General features: G+C 34.3%; 21 protein-coding genes. 6 read left to right on the forward strand and 15 right to left on the reverse strand.

The features are described 5' to 3' along the window. Positions 1-222: 222 nt before the first annotated feature. Together BR72_RS24750 and rsgA are read right to left on the reverse strand one after the other, a co-directional pair. Positions 223-591, reverse strand: coding sequence for a DUF3979 family protein (locus tag BR72_RS24750; RefSeq protein WP_035438182.1), 369 nt, complete (start codon positions 589-591; stop codon positions 223-225). Positions 592-783: 192 nt separating this feature from the next. After that, a complete protein-coding gene (gene rsgA / locus BR72_RS24755) occupies positions 784-1836 on the reverse strand; it encodes a ribosome small subunit-dependent GTPase A (RefSeq protein WP_035438185.1) in 1053 nt (350 codons plus the stop codon). 319 nt (positions 1837-2155) lie between these two features. On the opposite strand from rsgA, the gene BR72_RS24760 reads away from it, so the two are divergent. Then, positions 2156-2503 (forward strand): DUF4257 domain-containing protein, encoded by a 348-nt coding sequence (locus tag BR72_RS24760; protein ID WP_035438188.1) that lies wholly within the window; start codon positions 2156-2158, stop codon positions 2501-2503. 85 nt (positions 2504-2588) lie between these two features. Then, a complete protein-coding gene (locus BR72_RS24765) occupies positions 2589-2813 on the forward strand; it encodes a hypothetical protein (protein WP_035438190.1) in 225 nt (74 codons plus the stop codon). Between the two features lie 65 nt (positions 2814-2878). On the opposite strand, the gene BR72_RS24770 is transcribed toward BR72_RS24765, so the two are convergent. Beyond that, entirely contained in the window at positions 2879-4063 is a 1185-nt protein-coding gene (locus BR72_RS24770; protein WP_035438192.1) for an MFS transporter, read from the reverse strand. A 51-nt stretch (positions 4064-4114) separates the two neighbouring features. Then, positions 4115-5053, reverse strand: coding sequence for an aldo/keto reductase (locus BR72_RS24775; protein WP_035438195.1), 939 nt, complete (start codon positions 5051-5053; stop codon positions 4115-4117). Positions 5054-5265: 212 nt separating this feature from the next. Between BR72_RS24775 and BR72_RS24780 the strand changes: the two genes are divergently transcribed. Beyond that, positions 5266-5574: an ArsR/SmtB family transcription factor gene (locus BR72_RS24780; RefSeq protein WP_035438196.1), complete on the forward strand. Its 309-nt coding sequence runs from the start codon at positions 5266-5268 to the stop codon at positions 5572-5574. Between the two features lie 231 nt (positions 5575-5805). Here BR72_RS24780 and BR72_RS24785 read toward each other — a convergent pair whose 3' ends face one another. Both BR72_RS24785 and BR72_RS24790 read right to left on the reverse strand, forming a co-directional pair. After that, positions 5806-6969 carry a transglutaminase domain-containing protein gene (locus BR72_RS24785; RefSeq protein ID WP_035438198.1) on the reverse strand — a complete coding sequence of 388 codons (1164 nt, stop codon included), beginning with the start codon at positions 6967-6969 and terminating at the stop codon, positions 5806-5808. Between the two features lie 301 nt (positions 6970-7270). Beyond that, positions 7271-8044 (reverse strand): YwqG family protein, encoded by a 774-nt coding sequence (locus BR72_RS24790; protein WP_035438200.1) that lies wholly within the window; start codon positions 8042-8044, stop codon positions 7271-7273. Between the two features lie 242 nt (positions 8045-8286). On the opposite strand from BR72_RS24790, the gene BR72_RS24795 reads away from it, so the two are divergent. Together BR72_RS24795 and BR72_RS24800 are read left to right on the forward strand one after the other, a co-directional pair. Further along, positions 8287-8418 carry a YjcZ family sporulation protein gene (locus tag BR72_RS24795; RefSeq protein ID WP_035438201.1) on the forward strand — a complete coding sequence of 44 codons (132 nt, stop codon included), beginning with the start codon at positions 8287-8289 and terminating at the stop codon, positions 8416-8418. A 95-nt stretch (positions 8419-8513) separates the two neighbouring features. Continuing rightward, on the forward strand, positions 8514-9464 hold the full coding sequence (locus tag BR72_RS24800) for a patatin-like phospholipase family protein (RefSeq protein WP_035438203.1): 951 nt from the start codon (positions 8514-8516) through the stop codon (positions 9462-9464). Positions 9465-9499: 35 nt separating this feature from the next. On the opposite strand, the gene BR72_RS24805 is transcribed toward BR72_RS24800, so the two are convergent. From BR72_RS24805 to BR72_RS24825, 6 genes are all read right to left on the reverse strand, one after another. Beyond that, a complete protein-coding gene (locus BR72_RS24805) occupies positions 9500-10210 on the reverse strand; it encodes a class I SAM-dependent methyltransferase (protein WP_035438204.1) in 711 nt (236 codons plus the stop codon). A 144-nt stretch (positions 10211-10354) separates the two neighbouring features. Beyond that, positions 10355-10666: a hypothetical protein gene (locus tag BR72_RS24810; RefSeq protein ID WP_035438207.1), complete on the reverse strand. Its 312-nt coding sequence runs from the start codon at positions 10664-10666 to the stop codon at positions 10355-10357. Continuing rightward, positions 10648-11670 (reverse strand): anti-sigma factor, encoded by a 1023-nt coding sequence (locus BR72_RS24815; protein WP_035438209.1) that lies wholly within the window; start codon positions 11668-11670, stop codon positions 10648-10650. The genes BR72_RS24810 and BR72_RS24815 overlap by 19 nt, the downstream gene beginning before the upstream one ends. Continuing rightward, positions 11657-12160, reverse strand: a complete 504-nt coding sequence (locus BR72_RS24820; protein WP_035438210.1) for a sigma-70 family RNA polymerase sigma factor — start codon at positions 12158-12160, stop codon at positions 11657-11659. The genes BR72_RS24815 and BR72_RS24820 overlap by 14 nt, the downstream gene beginning before the upstream one ends. Before the next feature lie 242 nt (positions 12161-12402). Then, entirely contained in the window at positions 12403-12570 is a 168-nt protein-coding gene (locus tag BR72_RS26165) for a DUF3933 family protein (protein WP_081905001.1), read from the reverse strand. 13 nt (positions 12571-12583) lie between these two features. Continuing rightward, on the reverse strand, positions 12584-14035 hold the full coding sequence (locus BR72_RS24825; protein ID WP_035438213.1) for an aminotransferase-like domain-containing protein: 1452 nt from the start codon (positions 14033-14035) through the stop codon (positions 12584-12586). A gap of 157 nt (positions 14036-14192) precedes the next feature. Between BR72_RS24825 and BR72_RS24830 the strand changes: the two genes are divergently transcribed. Then, the gene (locus BR72_RS24830) at positions 14193-14804 is read left to right on the forward strand and encodes a LysE/ArgO family amino acid transporter (RefSeq protein WP_035438216.1); all 612 of its coding nucleotides are present in this window, start codon (positions 14193-14195) and stop codon (positions 14802-14804) included. A gap of 597 nt (positions 14805-15401) precedes the next feature. Here BR72_RS24830 and BR72_RS24835 read toward each other — a convergent pair. The 3 genes from BR72_RS24835 to BR72_RS24845 all read right to left on the reverse strand — a co-directional run. After that, entirely contained in the window at positions 15402-16697 is a 1296-nt protein-coding gene (locus BR72_RS24835) for a DUF1254 domain-containing protein (protein ID WP_051957431.1), read from the reverse strand. Positions 16698-16892: 195 nt separating this feature from the next. Continuing rightward, on the reverse strand, positions 16893-17888 hold the full coding sequence (locus BR72_RS24840) for an LCP family protein (protein WP_442852854.1): 996 nt from the start codon (positions 17886-17888) through the stop codon (positions 16893-16895). 303 nt (positions 17889-18191) lie between these two features. Continuing rightward, on the reverse strand, positions 18192-18917 hold a 726-nt coding region (locus BR72_RS24845), incomplete at its 5' end, for an RNA-guided endonuclease InsQ/TnpB family protein (RefSeq protein ID WP_035438224.1).

The raw sequence follows: 18917 nt of genomic DNA on the forward strand, positions 1-18917 counted from the left end.
CCTTTATCAAACTAAATCGAAAAGCACGTGAATCATCTTATTCACGTGCTTTTTTTATTACACCTTAAATCTCACAATACTAATTTCTTAGATTCCTACTTAAGAACATATTCACCGTTATCCCAACTTATTTTCTTTGAATTCCGCAAATCCTTGAGGGAGAAATCCCTTAATGACTACAAATGACAAAATAAAAAACATCCGTTAATAACTAGATGTTTTTTACTCGCAATCTTCACACACTTCCCAATACAATCCCATTTCAACTGCCAAAAACGGTTTTAACTGCAATCGAATCATGCGGCTTGGCATACGATCTAGTACAAATTGAATGCTTTCTTCTTCTTTTATAATATCAATCTTTTGGACAGCAATACGTTGAAACGTTGTTATCGCCTGACCATCTTTATATAAAACAAGACGAACCTCATCTTCTGTATTAAAAAACAATTCTATACTTGTACCTGTTAATGAAATTGTGTTTGTTATTAAATATGTACCTTTTTCTTCTTGAATATAATACTTCCATCCTCGTGTTCCGTCTTCTTGTGGAAGAACCTTAAAAAATGATGCAATCTCCTCGTGCAGCATAAAATATCCCCTCTCTTACCACTTGCTCAATATACCCTATGGATATTTATTGTATCACAAACAACAATAACAGCTGTATTTCCCTGCTCAAAACTATATCTTACACATTATACTTTTATATTGTAACATTCAAATACCGTTGTCCACCCATAAAAAAACTCCAAAAGCGCATATACGCCTTTGGAGCTTTTTCTATTTTTTCTGTCTCATTTGTTTTGTGACATCTTTCCATTTATTACGCTCTGCACGAGCTAAAAGAGCATCTTGCTTTCGCATCGCATAAGCAATTTCTTTTTGTAGTTTTCTATAACTGAACAATCGAGCTTCTTCCAATGTTCCCTCATCAATCGCAGCACGAATTGCACAACCAGGCTCATTTTCATGCTGGCAGTCTCGAAAGCGACATTTCTGAGCAATTTCTTCAATATCGGAAAAAGTTGCGTGCATTGCACCGCTCCCCTCCCAAAGCTGAAGCTCTCTCATTCCCGGTGTATCAATAACAAGTGCACCAGTTGATAATTGGAACAATTCTCGATGTGTTGTTGTATGCTTTCCTTTACTATCACTCTCACGAATTCCCCCTGTTTTGGCCACTTCATTTCCGATTAACGCATTCAGTAGCGTGGATTTCCCTGCTCCCGAAGAACCAATAAGCGCAATCGTTTTTCCCGGTTGTAAAAATTGTTGTAATTGGTCTATCCCTGTTTGCTGCAAACTATCAACTGCAAAAATAGGTACGCCAATTGCAACCGCCTCTGTTTCCATTATTTTTTGCTCTACATCTTCACATAAATCACTCTTTGTTAAAATAACGACAGGCATTGCTCCGCTCTCATATGCTAACAATAAATAACGCTCAATTCGCCTTACATTAAAATCAGCATTTAACGCATTAACTAAAAAGAGATAATCCACATTTGCTGCAACAATTTGTTCCACTGTTTTATCTCCAGCTACTTTTCGAGAGAAAGAACTTTTTCTTGTAAGCACAGTATGAATCAGCGCTTTTTTTTCATTTGGCAATTTTGTTATACTTACCCAATCTCCTACTGCGGGATAGTCACCCTTCTCAATTGCTTCATAACGAAATTTCCCTGTTAACTCAGCTACATATTCGCCATCTTCGCATATAATCCGATACGTATGTTTATGCTCTAATAAAACACGTCCTACTTCATATTGCTCTAATAATTGATCTTCAAAATGTGTATCCCATCCAAATTCCATTAAATAATTACGATTCAATCTTGAATCCTCCCTATTATATTTACTGCGGAAGGATATAACGAATCTTTAAAAAGCTTCGTCCATTCCTTCCTTACTTGTATTAACTGTATACATCTTCTTAACGTTCGCCATAATACATCACTCCGCTCTTATTGTATTTAATTACATTATATGAAATTTCAAACAAAATATCCATAACTTTCGACAGAATTATCAGATTAAATCTTATATAACAAAAATATTACCCAAACAAACTTTCTCAATACACACATCTACTATTTAAAAAGGAGTAAGTACGTCAAAAACAGAATGGTATTTACTAAAAGGAGTGAGTTTGATGGATATGTATTCGTGGCTAACTGCTCTTCTCGTTGGTGGAATCACCGGTTTTGTTGCCCACCTTATCAATCATCAAGGAAAATTATTGCTTCCACGCCGCCTAAAGACATTTTTCCATCTTGGCTTTTTAGCTGATATCATCACTGGCAGCCTCGCTGCCCTACTCGGCCTTGTTTTATTTGATGCGACAACAATAAAAGAGATCATTAAAGTTGCAATCGTTACTGCTATTTCTGGTCAAACATTTTTACTCCATCAAGCGCTTGGAGGAGAACAAGCAAAGAATACACAAATGAATAAAGCAAATGAAAAAATACAAGAAATTGACAAATTATTAAGGCGTTAATATGTACTACAATTTGCAATTTACTGATATAATGAAAAATAAAAATGCTGAATGAAAGCGTCTGTCAGAAGAGAGGGTGTTTCGTATGGCAAACAAAAAAACAGAAGATTTCTTAACAGACTCTGAAAAAGAGGAGCTGATAGAAAACTACAAATGTTTACGAGAAGCCCGCACAAAGCGAGAAGCAAACTATTTTGGCGAAGCAGTAAACGATTTGTTAGATAAAGCTAAACAACGTATTATTAAAGAAGCTGGTATTAAAGATGAAAATGCTGCAACAATTCAAGCTAAACGAAAAGCACTGTTTTAGTATATACATGAAACAGTGCTTTATTTTTAATGTTTACATAATATATTTTATGTTTTGCACATTCATTATGAAACTATTTTCTGTTTTGTTTCAGATTCTATATTTTGTATAATTCCTGCTCGTTTAAACATGAATAAAGAAAAAATATACATGCTAGCTGTAAACATTCCGATAGCAAAAAAATTGTGAAATATTACATATAAAAAACCCGCTAAAGCTGCTCCAATCATTTGTCCAATATACATTGATGAATTAGTAAGTGCTGCAATAGTACCTCTTGCTGATTGTGATAGTGTTTGTAATGCACTCATCATAATAGCAAACAATATACCTGTTATAAAAAATATAATAAAGAAGAATACCTCTATAAATAACACATATTTTAAGTGAGGCAATATCAAATACAAAGCAACAAGCACAGTAATCCCCCCATAAAACGAGCAGGTCTTACCAAACTTATTGACAAGTTTAACCCCAAACAAATTACCTATTAAATTCCCAAATCCTAATATAAGCATGGCTATTCCGATTTCATTTAATTTTAATTGAAACTGATCTGATAACCATTTTCCCAAAAATGAAAAAGCTGCAAAGTTTCCCGTTTGAAATAAGAAATAAGCAAAAAATGATGGTACTGTTTTTGATATTTGTAATAACTCGTTATAACGACTAAAAATTGTTTGTTTTTCAAATTCTTGTTGCAGCGGTCGTAAATGAGGCAGTGTAAAATATATGAGTATTCCCAGTATAGCGGAACAAATTCCAATTACAAAAAACGGCGTAGAATAATGGACAGATGCAAGGTAAGCTCCGATAGGTAATCCCAACATTTGTGACAGAGATAACCCAGCTGTAACAATTCCTATACATTTCATTATATGCTGAGGTGATACAAGAAGCGGAATAGACGCCCATACTTGCGGTGATACAAACGCTGCGCTAACACCAGCTAAAAAACGAAAGGTGATCATCCACCAAAAAGTAGGAGCTATACCACATAAAAATGTACTAATTGAAAAAAACATCATTCCCCCTACTATAACCCGTTTTCTATCTATGCCATCAGAAATAGGACCCGCAATTAACACCAATAGAGCATATCCTAATGCGTATGCACTTACCATCCAACCTGATATTTCTGTAGAGACATTATATAATTCTTGCAGTGTAGGTAAGAGAGGTGAAATTAAAAATGTATCTGTTCCTATCATAAACATGATTAAAAAAAATAAAAATATCGTTTTCCTCACTATAATCACCCTTTCTACTTATTCATAAAAGCAACACATGCAGTTTTTATCTTATTCCCCTACTAAAATAGATTGAATTGTTCGCAAATCACTCTTAAGTAAAGTAAAATCATTTATTTTCACATTTTCCCTTACTTGCTCTACGTGTTTGCCTCCTGGAATGACAACATCAATCCCATCTTGTGCAAGCAACCAAGCTAACGCTAAATTCGGCATATTCGTACTTCTTTCAGTTGCAAATTTCTTTAATTTTTCTACTTTCTCATAATTCTTCTTAAATACGTCCTCTTCAAATAAAGAAATACCTCTTCTCCAATCCCCCTGGCTCAATTGCAAATCTTTTGGATACTTACCACTTAAAATTCCAAAAGCAAGAGGGCCATATGGAATAAATGAAATATTTTGTTCCATACAATACGGAATTAATTCTTTTTCCGCAGTCCGCTCTAACATGTTATATGGTGATTGCAAAACAGCTATATCCCCATGCTGATTCGCTTCTTTTAACTGCTTAATATTGACATTTGAAATGCCAATCGCTCGAATCTTTCCTTCTTCTTTTAAACGTACTAGTTCTCCAACTGACTCTGAAAATGGAGTTGTTGGATCTGAAAAGTGCAAATAATATAAATCTATATAATCTGTTTGTAACCGTTGTAAACTATTTTCTACCGCTAATCTTATGTAATTAGGTTTATTATTTATACGAGTATTAGCTCCTAATAACTTTTGAATCCCCCCTTTCGTAGCAAGTACAATATCATTTCGTTTGTTTCGTATCACCTCTCCTAACAACTCTTCTGAACGTCCAAATCCGTATACATCTGCTGTATCAAAAAAAGTAACTCCTTGATATAAAGCTTCTTCTATCATTTTCGTTCCTTCTGCCTCATCAATATTTGAGAATAAGTTATAGCCACCAACTGCATTTGTTCCAAAACCAATTTGTGAAACTTCCAACTCCGCCTTCTGTAAAGTTACTAATTTCATTTTTCTACCCCCTTTATATTTCTATTGTTCGAACATATTCGAACAATAGAAATATATCATGATAAATGTTATAATGCAAATAGAATACATCTTCTCAAACAATACAAGGCTCTTACCAATTGGGCTTATCATACTTAATTTTTAATATTGTGGTGTGGAATTTTCTATCCGCAAATTGAACATAAAATACGTTATGAAAAGCAGGTGAAAAAATGCGTACTCTATATCATCCAAATCGTGAGGAAATCCGACTCTCCTCTGTGTTATATGCACTTAGTGATCAAATTCGATTAAAGATTGTAAATGACTTACTAACAAGCGGTGAACAGTCTTGCGGTGCTTTAAACATCCCTATCGCAAAATCTACACTCTCGCATCATTTTAAAGTATTGCGAGAGTCTGGTGTTATGTATACGAGAATCGAAGGAACACAGCGTTTTATCTCTATTAGGACAGAAGACTTAAACAAGAGATTCCCAAGATTATTAGATGTTATTTTACAAGCAACAGAACCATATTAATAACCATATAAATCTATTTTAATTTTTCGACATATAAGCCGCTGCTATGCAGAATAACGCATGACCGCTACTTGCTTTCTCCTTATGTTTTAAACTTTGTATGTGGCAAAAAAGGCCCTGACCGTTTCAGCCATAGCCAGATGTTCTCACCCACCTAAAAAAAGGAGCTTTTATGTCGTTTTTTACTTGTATATAAAAAGAGCATCTTCATTAAGATGCTCTTTTTCGTTATTAATATGAAAATGTAATTGTTAACAATGAATATCCATTTTGCGCCTGGTAAGGAGCTACTTGATATGACACTCGTTTTGCCCCTTTTGGCCAGGCAACTTCATTCAGTACTTTTTTAGCATCATTCATCGTATTATTGACTGGTTGATGATAACGTAATTCTACCTTTTCCTGTTTCGTTTTGAATTTTTGCTGTAGTTTTTGTTTTAATTGGCTATAATTTTCAGCTCCAAATTCTGCTGCTAAATAAACAAGGTTTGTATCTTTTAAGATTTGTTTATATATAAGTGCTTTCTTATTTCCTGCCTTAATTTTATTTGTTAACTCATTATAATAACTTGTATTGGCAGCTGGATATTTACTACGGTCCCACTGATGATCTTTACTCATTTGTTCATCGGACATGTTAAAATAAGAATATGTAACACGTCCTTGTTTATCCGGAATTGGATCATCGAATGTCGTATCGAGGTGATACCATTTCCCATCAATATTTACTAAATTCCACGCATGAGACTGCCCATTTCCAGTTCCTGTTACAATATGAGATTGAATTCCCGCTTCTTTTAATAACTGATAAGTTAATAGTGCATATCCTTGACAAACTGCCGAATGTTTCGCTAATGCGTCATATGCAGTATAAGAACGCAGTGATGTGTCATATGAAACATTTTTCACAACGTAGTCATGAATCGCTTTTACTTTTTCATTTTGATCCATTCCGGCTTTAACTATTGAATTTACAATTGATTTTGCTTGTTTCATCACATACTGTGATTGTTCTTTCGTTTCTCGGTATGTAATATTCATAGTAAATGAATAATTCCCCGGTACACCACGAATTGAAAATTTCGTACCACTTACATTATATTTTAAATATTCATTCTTTTCTAACGTTTGATTATAAGCTTGCACCAGTGTATTCAAAACTTCTTTTATGTTTGCATTCTTTGTCTTATAACCAATTGTAATATTAGTTTCATGATTATTTAAACGCTGTTGTAGCTCTTTTTGGAATGCTGCAATCAGTTTCGCATCGCTTACAGAACTAGTATCAGTTACTTGTTTTGTAGCAGCATATGATACTGAAGGCATATGAAGAGTGCCACTTATAATAGACGAACAAATTACAATAGTTGATAAACATTTTACAGATTTCTTCATTTCACCACATCCTCTTAATCTAAAATAATTATAAAACACATTTATTATATATAAATTTGAGTTTTATTAAAAAAGGAAATACACTTTTTATATTTTAACGCATTTTTGAAAGAAATCCACATAAAAATAAGGTTAGACAACCAGAAACTGTTGATATCACCTAAAAATCTATGTGCCTATTAGTAATTCAAACATTATTAAACTATTTATTCGAGTTTATATTAAACCTGTATGATCTAATCAACTCAATACAATTAGAAAAGCAATTTCTGTTCACACGTGAAACTGCTTCTTCTTCAACTTATAAACTTTGTAAAATACAACAAACATTTTCAAAACGGCGTTGCTTTATATCTTCGTTTGCAATACAGAAATATAACATTCCCATATCTCCCCACATCATGTTCAAATGTTGTTCATCAGAATCTACTTGAAATAACAATGTCATCTCCCTATGATGCACATTCATAAATTCCTGCGCTTCTTCAAATACTTCTGTTTGAACGGAAAATGGTGTACCAAAAATTTGATGATTGTCATAGTGATCCGGTATTAATTCCTCTAATAGTTGTAAGAAACGGTCTGAATCGTCTTCGTTTTCAATAAATAACTCAGGAAGTTTTTGCACCTTTTCAAATGTAATTCTACACTGAGAATATTGCTCTTTCATTTGATGCGTTTTTTGTAATTCCTCTATTGTTCCTTCATAATATAAAACACGCCAGCCTTCTTTTACGTTCGAATTTCCATACACTTCATAAAAATCTTCCTGCTTTTCATCAGCAAAATAAAAGAAATATAACATTCCCTTTTCGGGCAAATCATTTTTTATACCTACAGCTTGAATTTCAGCTAAATTAAACTGAGCAACAAAGTGAAGAGGGTTTCCTTTATAAGTAGGGTATGCTAACTCTGCTGGTAAATCAGGTGATCCCCCCATTTTTGAACACCCTATCGGTAATATCGCTTCTTGTGATGGCACTACTTTTATACATTCAAACGCCGCCATTAACAATTCATCCTTTATATGATTTAAGTGATACTTTTCAATTAATGATTCAATATGTTTCATCAAACAAACCCCTTCTTCTACATGATTATCTACATCATATCATGATATTTTATAAATCTTCTTTCATTTTCCCATCTATCTCTACTGCCCATTAAAAAAAAGGGCTTGTTCATTATAATCGAAAAACCTTTCTAAGACATAATATACAGTGTTCCTACAAACATGCAAACTTATCATCCTTTGTAAGACATCTTCATACTTTCCACTTTGTTTACCCAAATTTTTATATTAAGGAGGAAATAAATATGGGTTATGGATATGGTTACGGTTGTGGAGGATTTGGCGGTTGTGGATTTGGCGGTTTTGCTTTATTAATCGTTTTATTTATCCTTCTGATCATCATTGGAGCTAGCTGTTGGGGCGGCTTTGTCTGCTAAGTAACCTTTAACAACTATTATAAAAAAGCACGCGTTTATCGTGCTTTTTTATTTTCGTTTACTTTATAAATAATACATTGAAGGGAGGAACCTTTATGAAAATAGACGGTGTCTTTGAAGGAGGCGGCGTTCGAGGAATTGCACATGTTGGAGCAATTTGTACATTAGAAGAACACGGTTATGAATGGGAGCGAGTTGCTGGTACATCAGCCGGTGCTATAATAGCCGCACTGCTTGCATGCGGCTATACAGGAAAAGAATTAAAAATAATCATAAATAACGCTAATTACCCCAACTTTCTAACAAAAACATGGCTAGGGAAAATTCCTCTTATCGGAAAAGGAGTAAATGTATGGTTCAACATGGGTATATATAAAAATGACTTTATAGAACAATGGTTAGAGAATTTATTATCAAAAAAGGGCGTCTATTGTTTTAGTGACTTACCTAACCAGGGCGGTTTAAAAATTATTGCTTCAGATATTAGCAATGGTAATATGGTAATTTTCCCTGACGATTTACCACAATATGGCTTTTCAAACAAAAAATTTTCTATTGCCAAAGCAGTAAGAATGAGCAGTACGATTCCTTTCTTTTTTCAACCTGTAAAATGGAAAACTCCTAAGTGGAAGAACCCTTGCTATATGCTTGACGGAGGTATTCTCAGTAATTATCCGATATGGATTTTCGACGCACCAAACATTCCACGCTGGCCTACCTTTGGATTTCATTTTGTGAAAGACGAAATTCAAGCTGAACCTGTGCATTATGAAGAACCTATTTCTATGTTTAAAGGGCTATTTAAAACAATGATGCAAGCCCACGATTTACGCTATCTCAATACAGAAACAAGGGCACGCACAATTAAAATCCCTACTGGGAACATTACGAGTACCAACTTCAATTTAAGTGATGAAGAAAAAGAATGGCTTTATCATTCTGGTTATCAAGCAGCTGAAAAATTTCTAAGCTCTTGGAATTTTAATCAATATATACACCGATACCGTCGTGATTCTTCTGATTCAAATAACCAAAACCAACCGTAAAATTGTTAATTCATCCTCTTCCATTTAAAACTTACTTATTCACTTTCAGCCTTTTTTCTTACACAAAAAGTAACTGCTTTTGTCTTTAATAAAACAGGCTGTTCATCCCTAACAATCTGATACTCTAGTGGCTTTACTACTACATGTAATTCTTCCCACCCTCTATATATCTTTTGTAGCATACAAAGCATTTCTTCTGTTGAAAGATTTACTTCAAATAAAGGGTCCAATCTTACATGCGTGTTCATATCAATTTCTTCCACACTAGAATTTATTACAATATAATTAGCTCCTTTATCTTTCGTCCCAATTTTCATATTATGCAATATTTCTTCCAACGCAGTTTTGGAGGATACATGCTCTAAACTAGATACCGCGACAATATAATCGTATTCATTCACCGTTATTGGATAATCTTCTATCGCACTTTCTACTGTTTGAATCCGATCTGCAACATGAAAATCATCACTATATTGCTGCAATTGGTGCAATGCAAAAGAAAGCAAATCTACACATACCACTTTCCCTGCTTTCATTCTTTGCGCAATCGGTATGCTGTTTCTGCCGATCCCACATCCTAAATCCAGTGCAGTAACACTTTGTCGGTCTTGAAATAAATTCATCATCTCAATTACATCCGAAACCGGCTTATATAGCCATGACCCTTCTTCAAATAATTTATGATTAGCATAACACTGCTCGTGATATTCTTTTTCCTTCTGTCTTATATGTTGAATTCGGTTCATTTTTCTCCTCCTTCGGCATTTATTCTTCTATGGATATATACTATCTCCATCAAAATTCAATTTCTCTTCATACAAAAAAATTTATTCATGGTTTCTAATTCATTTTCACTGAAGAAAACAAATATCCAAGCCTACTAAGTAATATCATGGCATTGGGTTTATCATCCAAGCTAACATAAATGAGAAAAAGATAAATATAAGCATAAACGCATATAAACTAAACGCCCATATCGCACGGTTCCGACTCTTTTGTTTTGTAATCATTCCTGTTACTGAACACACTAATCCAACTAGTATCATTACATAGGCATATTCTCCTATAAATACATCCTCTAACATCATAGTAATATTTATATATAATAAAGTGATTAACGCTAGCAACAAGGAAAATGTTCCTAACCACGTTTCTTGTTTATATATGTCTGTTTTTCGTTTTCTTAAGAATGCCAATTCCATAATCTTGTTTCACCCACTTTCCACTTTCTCACATATTCATTTTCTAATATTTTTTCAATTTCTTCCTTCGGTCCAGTAACTACCGCTCCATACGATTTAATTCCATTCTTTTCAATATAAGCAATGCGCTTTGGTAATTCTAGCGTTTTCGCTCGCGCAATTTCCCCTGCTAACTTCTCATGTTTCTGTAATGATTTTAAAATAGTAACAAACTGTTTTTCATGAGGTACTTCATTCGAAAAAGGGCCCTCAAGATTTGCAATGCTGTCTGCTGGAAAACCAATTGGAGTAACGTAATATCCATCATGCTTTCCTCGTTCTTTTTCTAACCCTGTATCTACCGCATACCAGACAACATCTACATTTTTAAAAGTTTCATTAACCGTTTTAATACTAAGTAACTCACGAAAAGACACATACACTTCTACAACAGATTCTTTCGGTAGGCCTTGTAATACCTCTCGTTCGTTTCCACTGTTATACGATGTATAATAATTATCTGGATGAAACAGCACTTCATTATCTTCATACTGCACTTCTGGAATTGGTTCATCGATTGAATAATTTCGATTTACTTTTGTTGGCACACTAAATAGAAAATGTATATTTTCTGTTCCGATACGAACATCTTTCTTTCCCACTCTTTTGGATAGATCAAACTGTAATTGCAAGCTAAATGGCAACAATTTTTGTTTCATGTATCTTTCCTTCATATAAACATTTGGCTCAGTAATACTTAACGTTTGTTTTGTTACTTCACGAATTTCTGAAGCATTTGTTGAACTAAAATTATAGTAAATCATCGTTGCAATATACAAAATCGGTTGGATACATAATAAGAACGTAAGAACTAAGCATATATTTGTAAATCTTGCTCGACTTCTTCCTTTTTTCAACGCTTGGTCTTGTTTTTCCTCTGCAAGAGGTGTTACCGTTTGCTGAAGTGCTTCATTTAAGAATTCTTTATATCCTTCTTGCTCAGAAGGCGGTCTATCTTTTGTCATTGTGACTATTCTCCCCCTCTATTAATTTCTGAAGTTTTTTTCTCCCTCGAAACACATGGCTTCTATATGTATTTAACTTTATATCAAGTACAGAAGCTCCCTCTTCATACGTTAACTGATGCACATCACATAACAAAATGCACTGTGCTTCCATAATTGGTAGTGTATGAATAAATCCAATAAGCTTTTCATAACTATTTTTCGCCACAACATATTCCTCAGTCGAATCACTTGCCTGTAATGTCTCTAATAAGCTTTCCCCTACACAAGATACCCTTTTCTCTTTCCTTATATAGTCGACAAAAGTATGATACGCCACTTTAAACAACCAAGACTTTACGTTTTGATTTTCGTAATCTTCTAGATACAAATAAGCTCGGTAAAATGTTTCTTGGACAAGATCTTCTGCCACATGATGACTACGAGAAAGAGAATACAAATAGCGGTATACATCATTTATATACAGCTTATATATTTTCTCAATCGCCAATTCCATCCCCCTTTCACATATAACACGTTCTTACACTTTAAAAAGTTGCAGAAAATACAAAAAATTATATACGTAACCTTCCAAATAATAACTATCTATTATACTATCAAAAAATATGTACATAGAGGCAAGGACGCTTTCGTTAATAAGGATTGTACGGACAATTGTTCCCTTCTCCTTTCAACATAGGAGTCTTACTACACACAAATATAAAAATGGTAGCCATAATAGCTACCATCCCTTTACGGATATTGCAATCCCTCTGCTTCTTCCTCCGTAATAACAATATAACGCGCTCCCGTTCTTAACCCTAACAGTTCTGCTTTTTCAATCGCTTCTTGCTTTGTTTCTGCATAAGCAGCTAAATATTTTGTTCCATTTATCACTTGGCAAATGACATAGCGTCTCATTTTCATTCTCCTTTTATTGTTTTATTTCTTGTATAATTCGAGCAAGCTTTTCAATTCCTTTTTCAATATCGTGTAGTGATGCATAAGAGTATGAAATTCGCAAATGTTGCTCAGCGTGCCGATCATACAAATTGCCTGGATTCAGTAAAATGCCTTCTTGTAATGCTTTATAAAATAGTTTTTGCATAGAAAATCTCAAATTTATATGTAACCAGATGTAAAAACCGCCTTCTGGTATATTCCATGTTGCAATATGCGCAAAATGTTTTTCCAATGCATGTAATGCAATATCTCTACGCATTTGTAACTGTCGCCGGGTACAATCTAAATGTTCTTCGTACAATCCACTTAAAAACCACTCAGCAACAACTCGTTGTGACAAAGAACTTGATCCATAATCTGTTTGCATTTTAATATCTGCTAATCGATTAATAACGGCCTCTGGTCCTACAATCCAGCCAATTCTCAATCCTGGACTAATTGTCTTAGACATACTTCCAATGTAAAGTACACTCCCACTTCTATCATATGCCTTTAATGGCTTTGAAGATGGAGATCCGAACCACAAATCTTGATACACTCCATCTTCTACTATAGGTAGACCAATTTCATTACAAGTTTCTACAACCCCCTTTCTTCTCTCATGATTCATCAAAGTCCCAGTTGGATTATGAAAAGAAGGAATCGTATAAAGCAGTGAGCTATCAAATTGCTTTGTATATTTTGAGATAAGTGTTGGTTGTATTCCATCTTGATCCATCGGAATACCAATTAAACGCATCCCTGCTGACTGAAAAATATTAAGTGAATATAAGTAAGAAGGTTTTTCTACAAGAATTGTTGCTCCTTTTTGTAATAGCCCCATAGAAATTAACTGCAAAGCCTGTATACCGCCAGAAACAACTAAAATAGCTGATGTTGACGCCTGTATCCCTAATGTTTGTAAATACTTTGCTAGCTGCTCGCGTAGTAAAATATCCCCTTTTGGTTCTTCATACCCTAAAGGTAAACTCTGCTTCGAAAGTATATTCATAATATGTTTTGTTTTCTCTTGCGGCAAAAGTTCTGACGAAAGTTCACCTGTTCCTAATCGAATGATATTGGGATCAAACTCTGCTCGGTTAATTTCTCGAATTGTAGGTAAATTAGGATAATGCATTCCAGTATCAACATATGAACTCCAATTCAGAGGTGCCGAAGAAGTTAATAGCCCCCATGTGTTATTTATTACTCTCGTTCCTTGTCTTCCTTTTCCTTCAATTAATCCTTGAGCAGCTAATTCATCTAATGCAGTAACAATTGTACTTCTGTTCACTTTAAAGGCATCAGCTAACGTTCGTTGAGACGGTAATTTCGTACCGATTGTCCACTCTCCATTTGCAATTTTCTCTTTTATATAGTCTTCAATTTGCTTATATAAAGGAATTGGAGACAAAGTATTAGGTTTCCAATCAAGCTGTTCCATAATATCACTCCAATTTTATTTCTACAATTACAGTATATACTTTGGTTGGGTCATCATCCATCCATATGGATGGATACAATTGATATTTCGCTTTATATACTAGACACCAATAAGTAATTATTGCACCAAAAAACGCTTTTAAATAGGAGGTGAAAAAATGAGTGAAGCATTTCTTCACGGCATCATTCTTGCATTTGGACTTATTATACCTTTAGGTGTACAAAATGTGTTTGTTTTTAATCAAGGTGCCAGTCAATCTACATTATTTAAAGCTGCTCCAGTTGTTATCACGGCGGCAATCTGTGACACTATTTTAATTTTAGTTGCTGTACAAGGCGTATCTCTTGTACTATTAACATTTTCCTGGTTAACAACTGCACTCTACACAATTGGATTTTTCTTTCTTCTTTACATGGGATGGGCAATATGGAAAAGTGAACCTACCGCATCCCAAAATGAAGAACAAACAATTTCAATAAAAAAACAAATTGTCTTTGCAGCTTCTGTCTCTTTATTAAATCCACATGCTATTTTAGATACGATTGGAGTGATTGGAACAAATTCTATTCAATATATAGGAACTGAAAAATGGGCATTTACCTTCGCAACAATTTTCGTTTCTTGGCTATGGTTTATCGGATTAGCGATTGCTGGACGGATACTAGGGAAAGTTGATGCATCCGGAAAACGAATACAACTATTAAATAAAATTTCTGGTGTGATTATTTGGACCGTTGCGTTTTATATGTTGGTGAAACTATTCACTTAGTTACATTCGATTATTTAAAATATCCTGATATAAAGTGAAACTTTAATCAGTGGGGGGTTTTCTTCATCCCCCACTGATTATCAGCCCTCACCAATCGGGCTTTTACGGGCAGTTTATCTCCCGCCTAACTTCTTAAGAAAAGCGGAAGCGGCTCGTTCAGAATCGCAGGACGCCCACGCCCCTGACAGAGAGGTACTTTTTGCCTCGTCCGAGGGGGCGAAACGACCGGAGATTCTAGCCGCTAGAGCTGGACAATGCTTTCGCTGAATTTTGAGGTGGGAGTATTACTGCCCACAAATAGCGGGATAAATGCAGATAAGTTAGAAAACCGATATAAAACCTCTTTCTTTTTTATAGGAGTATACGAGAGCATCTAGCCATACATAGGAGCGGTCATGGCCTTTTCCTACCACATGCGAGGTGTTCAAACAAAGGGAGCAAGCAAATGCAGATCATGATGTTTTCTGTATAGCAGCGGCATATTAAAATAATTTTTAAATAGCTAAGAGACAATCTTTGTAATTTAAACAGTTTCTCTTAGCTATTCTTTCAAGTTAATTTTTTCCAACAACTTTCTTTAACAATGTGACCATTTCTTTAAAAACAAATATGCCTAACTTTTTTCACAGGCGGAGTTTGATAACTTCCGTTTAAAATACGAAAATTCGGTTGATAGTAACGCATAACTAAATTGAAATTCCCTTTTGGAACTGGTAACCAATTTGATTCTTTCCCCTTTGGCATTTCATGTTGCATATAAATATCTAAAGAACCATTTTCATTATAAGTTAATCCTTTTGTCCGATCTCCGATTGCATAACGGTGGAGAATATTTTTAATTAAATAAAAATCCGCATTATATACGGTTACTGACCAAAACGCATCCACTTCTGGAAGATTGTCTTTTTCAAAATGTAAAATATATTTCTGTTTCCCGGTTAATTCTTCTCCCATATCATCTATAAATGATCTTTGATAAATGGACTCTTCCTTTACATTCGCCCCAAGACCCGAATAAGCAACAACAGCTCTTACTAAAAAATCTGCACCATATACACCAATTTTATTTGAGTATAGCCAGCCATTTCTTGCTTTTACAAGTTGATTACTAGATTTAATAATATTCGCTGCGTCCTTTATCGCATGGTTCACTCCTTTTAAAATATCTAAATTTATGTTTTGAAATGTAGTTGATTCAAAAGGATTAATTCTAATATATTTAAAAGTCTGAAACAACATTTGCTCTTCCAGTGGAGGAGGATTCTTTCGTATCTCTCTATTTAGTATTTCAATAAATTCAATAGCTGATAAATCTTCTATCGCAGTTGTAGATAATATTTTGTCTTTATGTTCTTTTACTATAGGACTATTTCCACTTAAAGTTGTAAAAATAAACTGTTTCTGCAGCTCTCGAACTCTAGAAATGTCTTCATCACCTCTCACTAATATACGTCCTAAAGCCCATACAGTGTTTGTTGGAGCTGTAATTCTTATTATTTCAGAAGGTAATATTCCTTTCCAATAAGGACCAACTATAGCAAAACGTCCTTTTGCTGTACCTGTTTTTCTTCTTCCTATATTCGCGAATGTGTTCGTCCAAGCATCTAATAACTGCACTGTATAATACCGATCATGCGTATTCGGAACGTGTAATATTACAGGTTGCTCTGAAACATCTAACCAAGCGTACATATACAAAGTATCTACATTAGGAGACACGATGAATTTTTCAGCTGGATTCGCTAATTCTTCTTTGTATACAAATTGATTGAGTACTAATCCATTTTCTATGGGGGCGGTGAGTTGTCTCGTTCTATTTACTACTAACAAGGGATATCCATAAATATAAGCTTGCAGCCCGATACTATAAGCTAAATTTTCGATTGAGGACATGGTCCCCCTCCTCATTTTTTACAAATATGTCCTCCTAAACGAGTTTGCTTTGCATCCTTTCTATCCTTCTCATTCCATACCTACAAAAATATATTGCTTGCGATGCAAAAATAATCATGTCAAAGCTGGTTTTTCTAAAAAGCATTTATAACCGAATAGTAAATAAGAAAAGGCTAGCAATAAGCCAACCTTTTCTTATTTATTAGATTCTGATTTCCCAGAAATTCCAAGATGATCATTCAATTGTTTCGATATTCCTTTTACATTTTGCTCGTCTGGTTGATAATAATAAATACCTTTAATACGTTTGTCTGTTCCTTGTACTTGTATCTTTTCTAATTTTAAGTTTGTTCCTGCCATATTTTTTGTAATTGCTAGCATATCATTGAATGTTAAGTTTGTTTTCAAGTTTTGATCCACTGCATCTAATAATGAACTAAGCTTTGTAATGGAATTAACTGATACTGCTTTTTTGATAATTGTTTCAATTACAAGTTGTTGTCTTTGACCACGCATTGCATCGCTATCGATTTTCCGTGTTCTAGCTAGCGCAAGCGATTGTTCTCCATTTAAATGTTGGTACCCTTTTTCAAGATGGATGGCACCAGCTTGGTCTTTACTATTTTGTTCTGTAAAAGTAACCGGCACATCCAAATCAATTCCACCAAGTGAATCTACTATTTTGATGAACGATTCAAAATTAAATTTCACATAATAATCAACAGGTACATTTAAAAAACGTTCCACCGTTTCGCGCGTACTTTCCACTCCACCAAATACGTGCGCATGTGTAATTTTATCTACTTTCTTTCGAGACGGTATATATACGCGCGAATCACGAGGAATGCTCACTAATTTTACCGATTTATCATTTTTATTAATCGTTGCCAATAATAACGCATCCGTACGAACCGCTTCACCATATTGGCTTTTTCTTTTCTCACTTTCATCAACACCCATTATTAAAATAGAAATATTATCTTTTACAGGTGCCACCTCTGTATCACGTTTATCAGATTTATTTATTTCTGCATAAGAATTACTTACAACCGCTTTTGCTTTACTATATATAAAGAAACTGTAACCTATTCCTCCTGTGACGAGAAACAGCACAGAAATTATCAAAAGCCATAAAAAAACTCTTTTTTTAGAGCGTTTTTTTTTCAATTCACTTCTACTTGTTGCTTCCATGTCTGCTTTCATTTCACTTCTCCTTTCAGAACATCTTCTTTTAGTTTAATTGAAATGTAACATTTTTTGTATCGAATTATATTTCAGCAACCTTACGTTTTTGTAAGGTTTTATCATTTGCCATTCATAATTTTTTGCTACAGAAAAATGACATCAACTGAATTTAAAAACAAATATTTTAGAATCGCAAGTAGTCTTTTTCTTATGGGTATAATTCTCAACAGTCTTTTATGAATTTATTTCTACCTTATGAATACTCCCTCACTTAGCAAAGCTTGAAGTGAGGGTTTCTAACGTTTCGACCTAACGGACGATTAACGTCAGTGGAGTTAACACACTAGCGAGCTGTTCCACGCCTAACCCCTCTATCCCGTTTGTCCATGCATTCGGGACTACTTTTCGTAAAATATTAGCCGCAGCGTTTACATCTGCGTTGATTCCGATTCCTTTTGCAGAACGATACATACCACGCTTCATTCGTTTTCCTGAAAAAGTTGCATTTTGGTCATTTGTTCCATACGTTGGAATAAAATCATGATCTAGAAAACTTGCTTTTGATGTGTAAGATTCCTCGGTTACAACAACTTGAATGCCTATCGCATTTGCTTTGTATGTAATCATTTGCATCAATAAACTATGCGAGATATGGCAAAATGTTTGGTTATTTTTCTTTCCCATATCAGCTTCTTGTTTCCAACTTTTGTTTTGACCAATAACGATTTTGCAAACACTCTCTTCCTGAGCTAGTTTTACAATATGATGACTCGCTTTATGGAAGATGTCTTTTATTTTCAGATAACGCTTTTGATGAAGTTTTTCTATTCTTTTAGAAGTAAAAGAGCCTTCATTTGTTTGTTTACCTTGCCTTAAAACACTTGTAAAATGGCTCTTCATCTTATTGTAATATTGATTTATGCTTTTGATATGTTTGCCCTTAACAAGTACAGGCTTCATACCTGTGTTTGTTACGATGGTTGCAAGGTTATCAATCCCTAAATCAATACTCATATAACGACCATTCTCTTCAAC

Source organism: Bacillus sp. UNC322MFChir4.1, assembly GCF_000746135.1.
Lineage (GTDB): Bacteria > Bacillota > Bacilli > Bacillales > Bacillaceae_G > Bacillus_A.

Coding starts and splice junctions, on each gene's coding strand:
- BR72_RS24835 (WP_051957431.1), bottom strand. CDS start 16,697: ATGTCCTCAATCGAAAATTTAGCTTATAGTATCGGGCTGCAAGCTTAT.
- BR72_RS24785 (WP_035438198.1), bottom strand. CDS start 6,969: ATGAAGAAATCTGTAAAATGTTTATCAACTATTGTAATTTGTTCGTCT.
- BR72_RS24830 (WP_035438216.1), top strand. CDS start 14,193: ATGAGTGAAGCATTTCTTCACGGCATCATTCTTGCATTTGGACTTATT.
- BR72_RS24840 (WP_442852854.1), bottom strand. CDS start 17,888: ATGGAAGCAACAAGTAGAAGTGAATTGAAAAAAAAACGCTCTAAAAAA.
- BR72_RS24805 (WP_035438204.1), bottom strand. CDS start 10,210: ATGAACCGAATTCAACATATAAGACAGAAGGAAAAAGAATATCACGAG.
- BR72_RS24825 (WP_035438213.1), bottom strand. CDS start 14,035: ATGGAACAGCTTGATTGGAAACCTAATACTTTGTCTCCAATTCCTTTA.
- BR72_RS24775 (WP_035438195.1), bottom strand. CDS start 5,053: ATGAAATTAGTAACTTTACAGAAGGCGGAGTTGGAAGTTTCACAAATT.
- BR72_RS24815 (WP_035438209.1), bottom strand. CDS start 11,670: ATGACAAAAGATAGACCGCCTTCTGAGCAAGAAGGATATAAAGAATTC.
- BR72_RS26165 (WP_081905001.1), bottom strand. CDS start 12,570: ATGAGACGCTATGTCATTTGCCAAGTGATAAATGGAACAAAATATTTA.
- BR72_RS24780 (WP_035438196.1), top strand. CDS start 5,266: ATGCGTACTCTATATCATCCAAATCGTGAGGAAATCCGACTCTCCTCT.
- BR72_RS24765 (WP_035438190.1), top strand. CDS start 2,589: ATGGCAAACAAAAAAACAGAAGATTTCTTAACAGACTCTGAAAAAGAG.
- BR72_RS24760 (WP_035438188.1), top strand. CDS start 2,156: ATGGATATGTATTCGTGGCTAACTGCTCTTCTCGTTGGTGGAATCACC.
- BR72_RS24810 (WP_035438207.1), bottom strand. CDS start 10,666: ATGGAATTGGCATTCTTAAGAAAACGAAAAACAGACATATATAAACAA.
- BR72_RS24750 (WP_035438182.1), bottom strand. CDS start 591: ATGCTGCACGAGGAGATTGCATCATTTTTTAAGGTTCTTCCACAAGAA.
- BR72_RS24795 (WP_035438201.1), top strand. CDS start 8,287: ATGGGTTATGGATATGGTTACGGTTGTGGAGGATTTGGCGGTTGTGGA.
- BR72_RS24800 (WP_035438203.1), top strand. CDS start 8,514: ATGAAAATAGACGGTGTCTTTGAAGGAGGCGGCGTTCGAGGAATTGCA.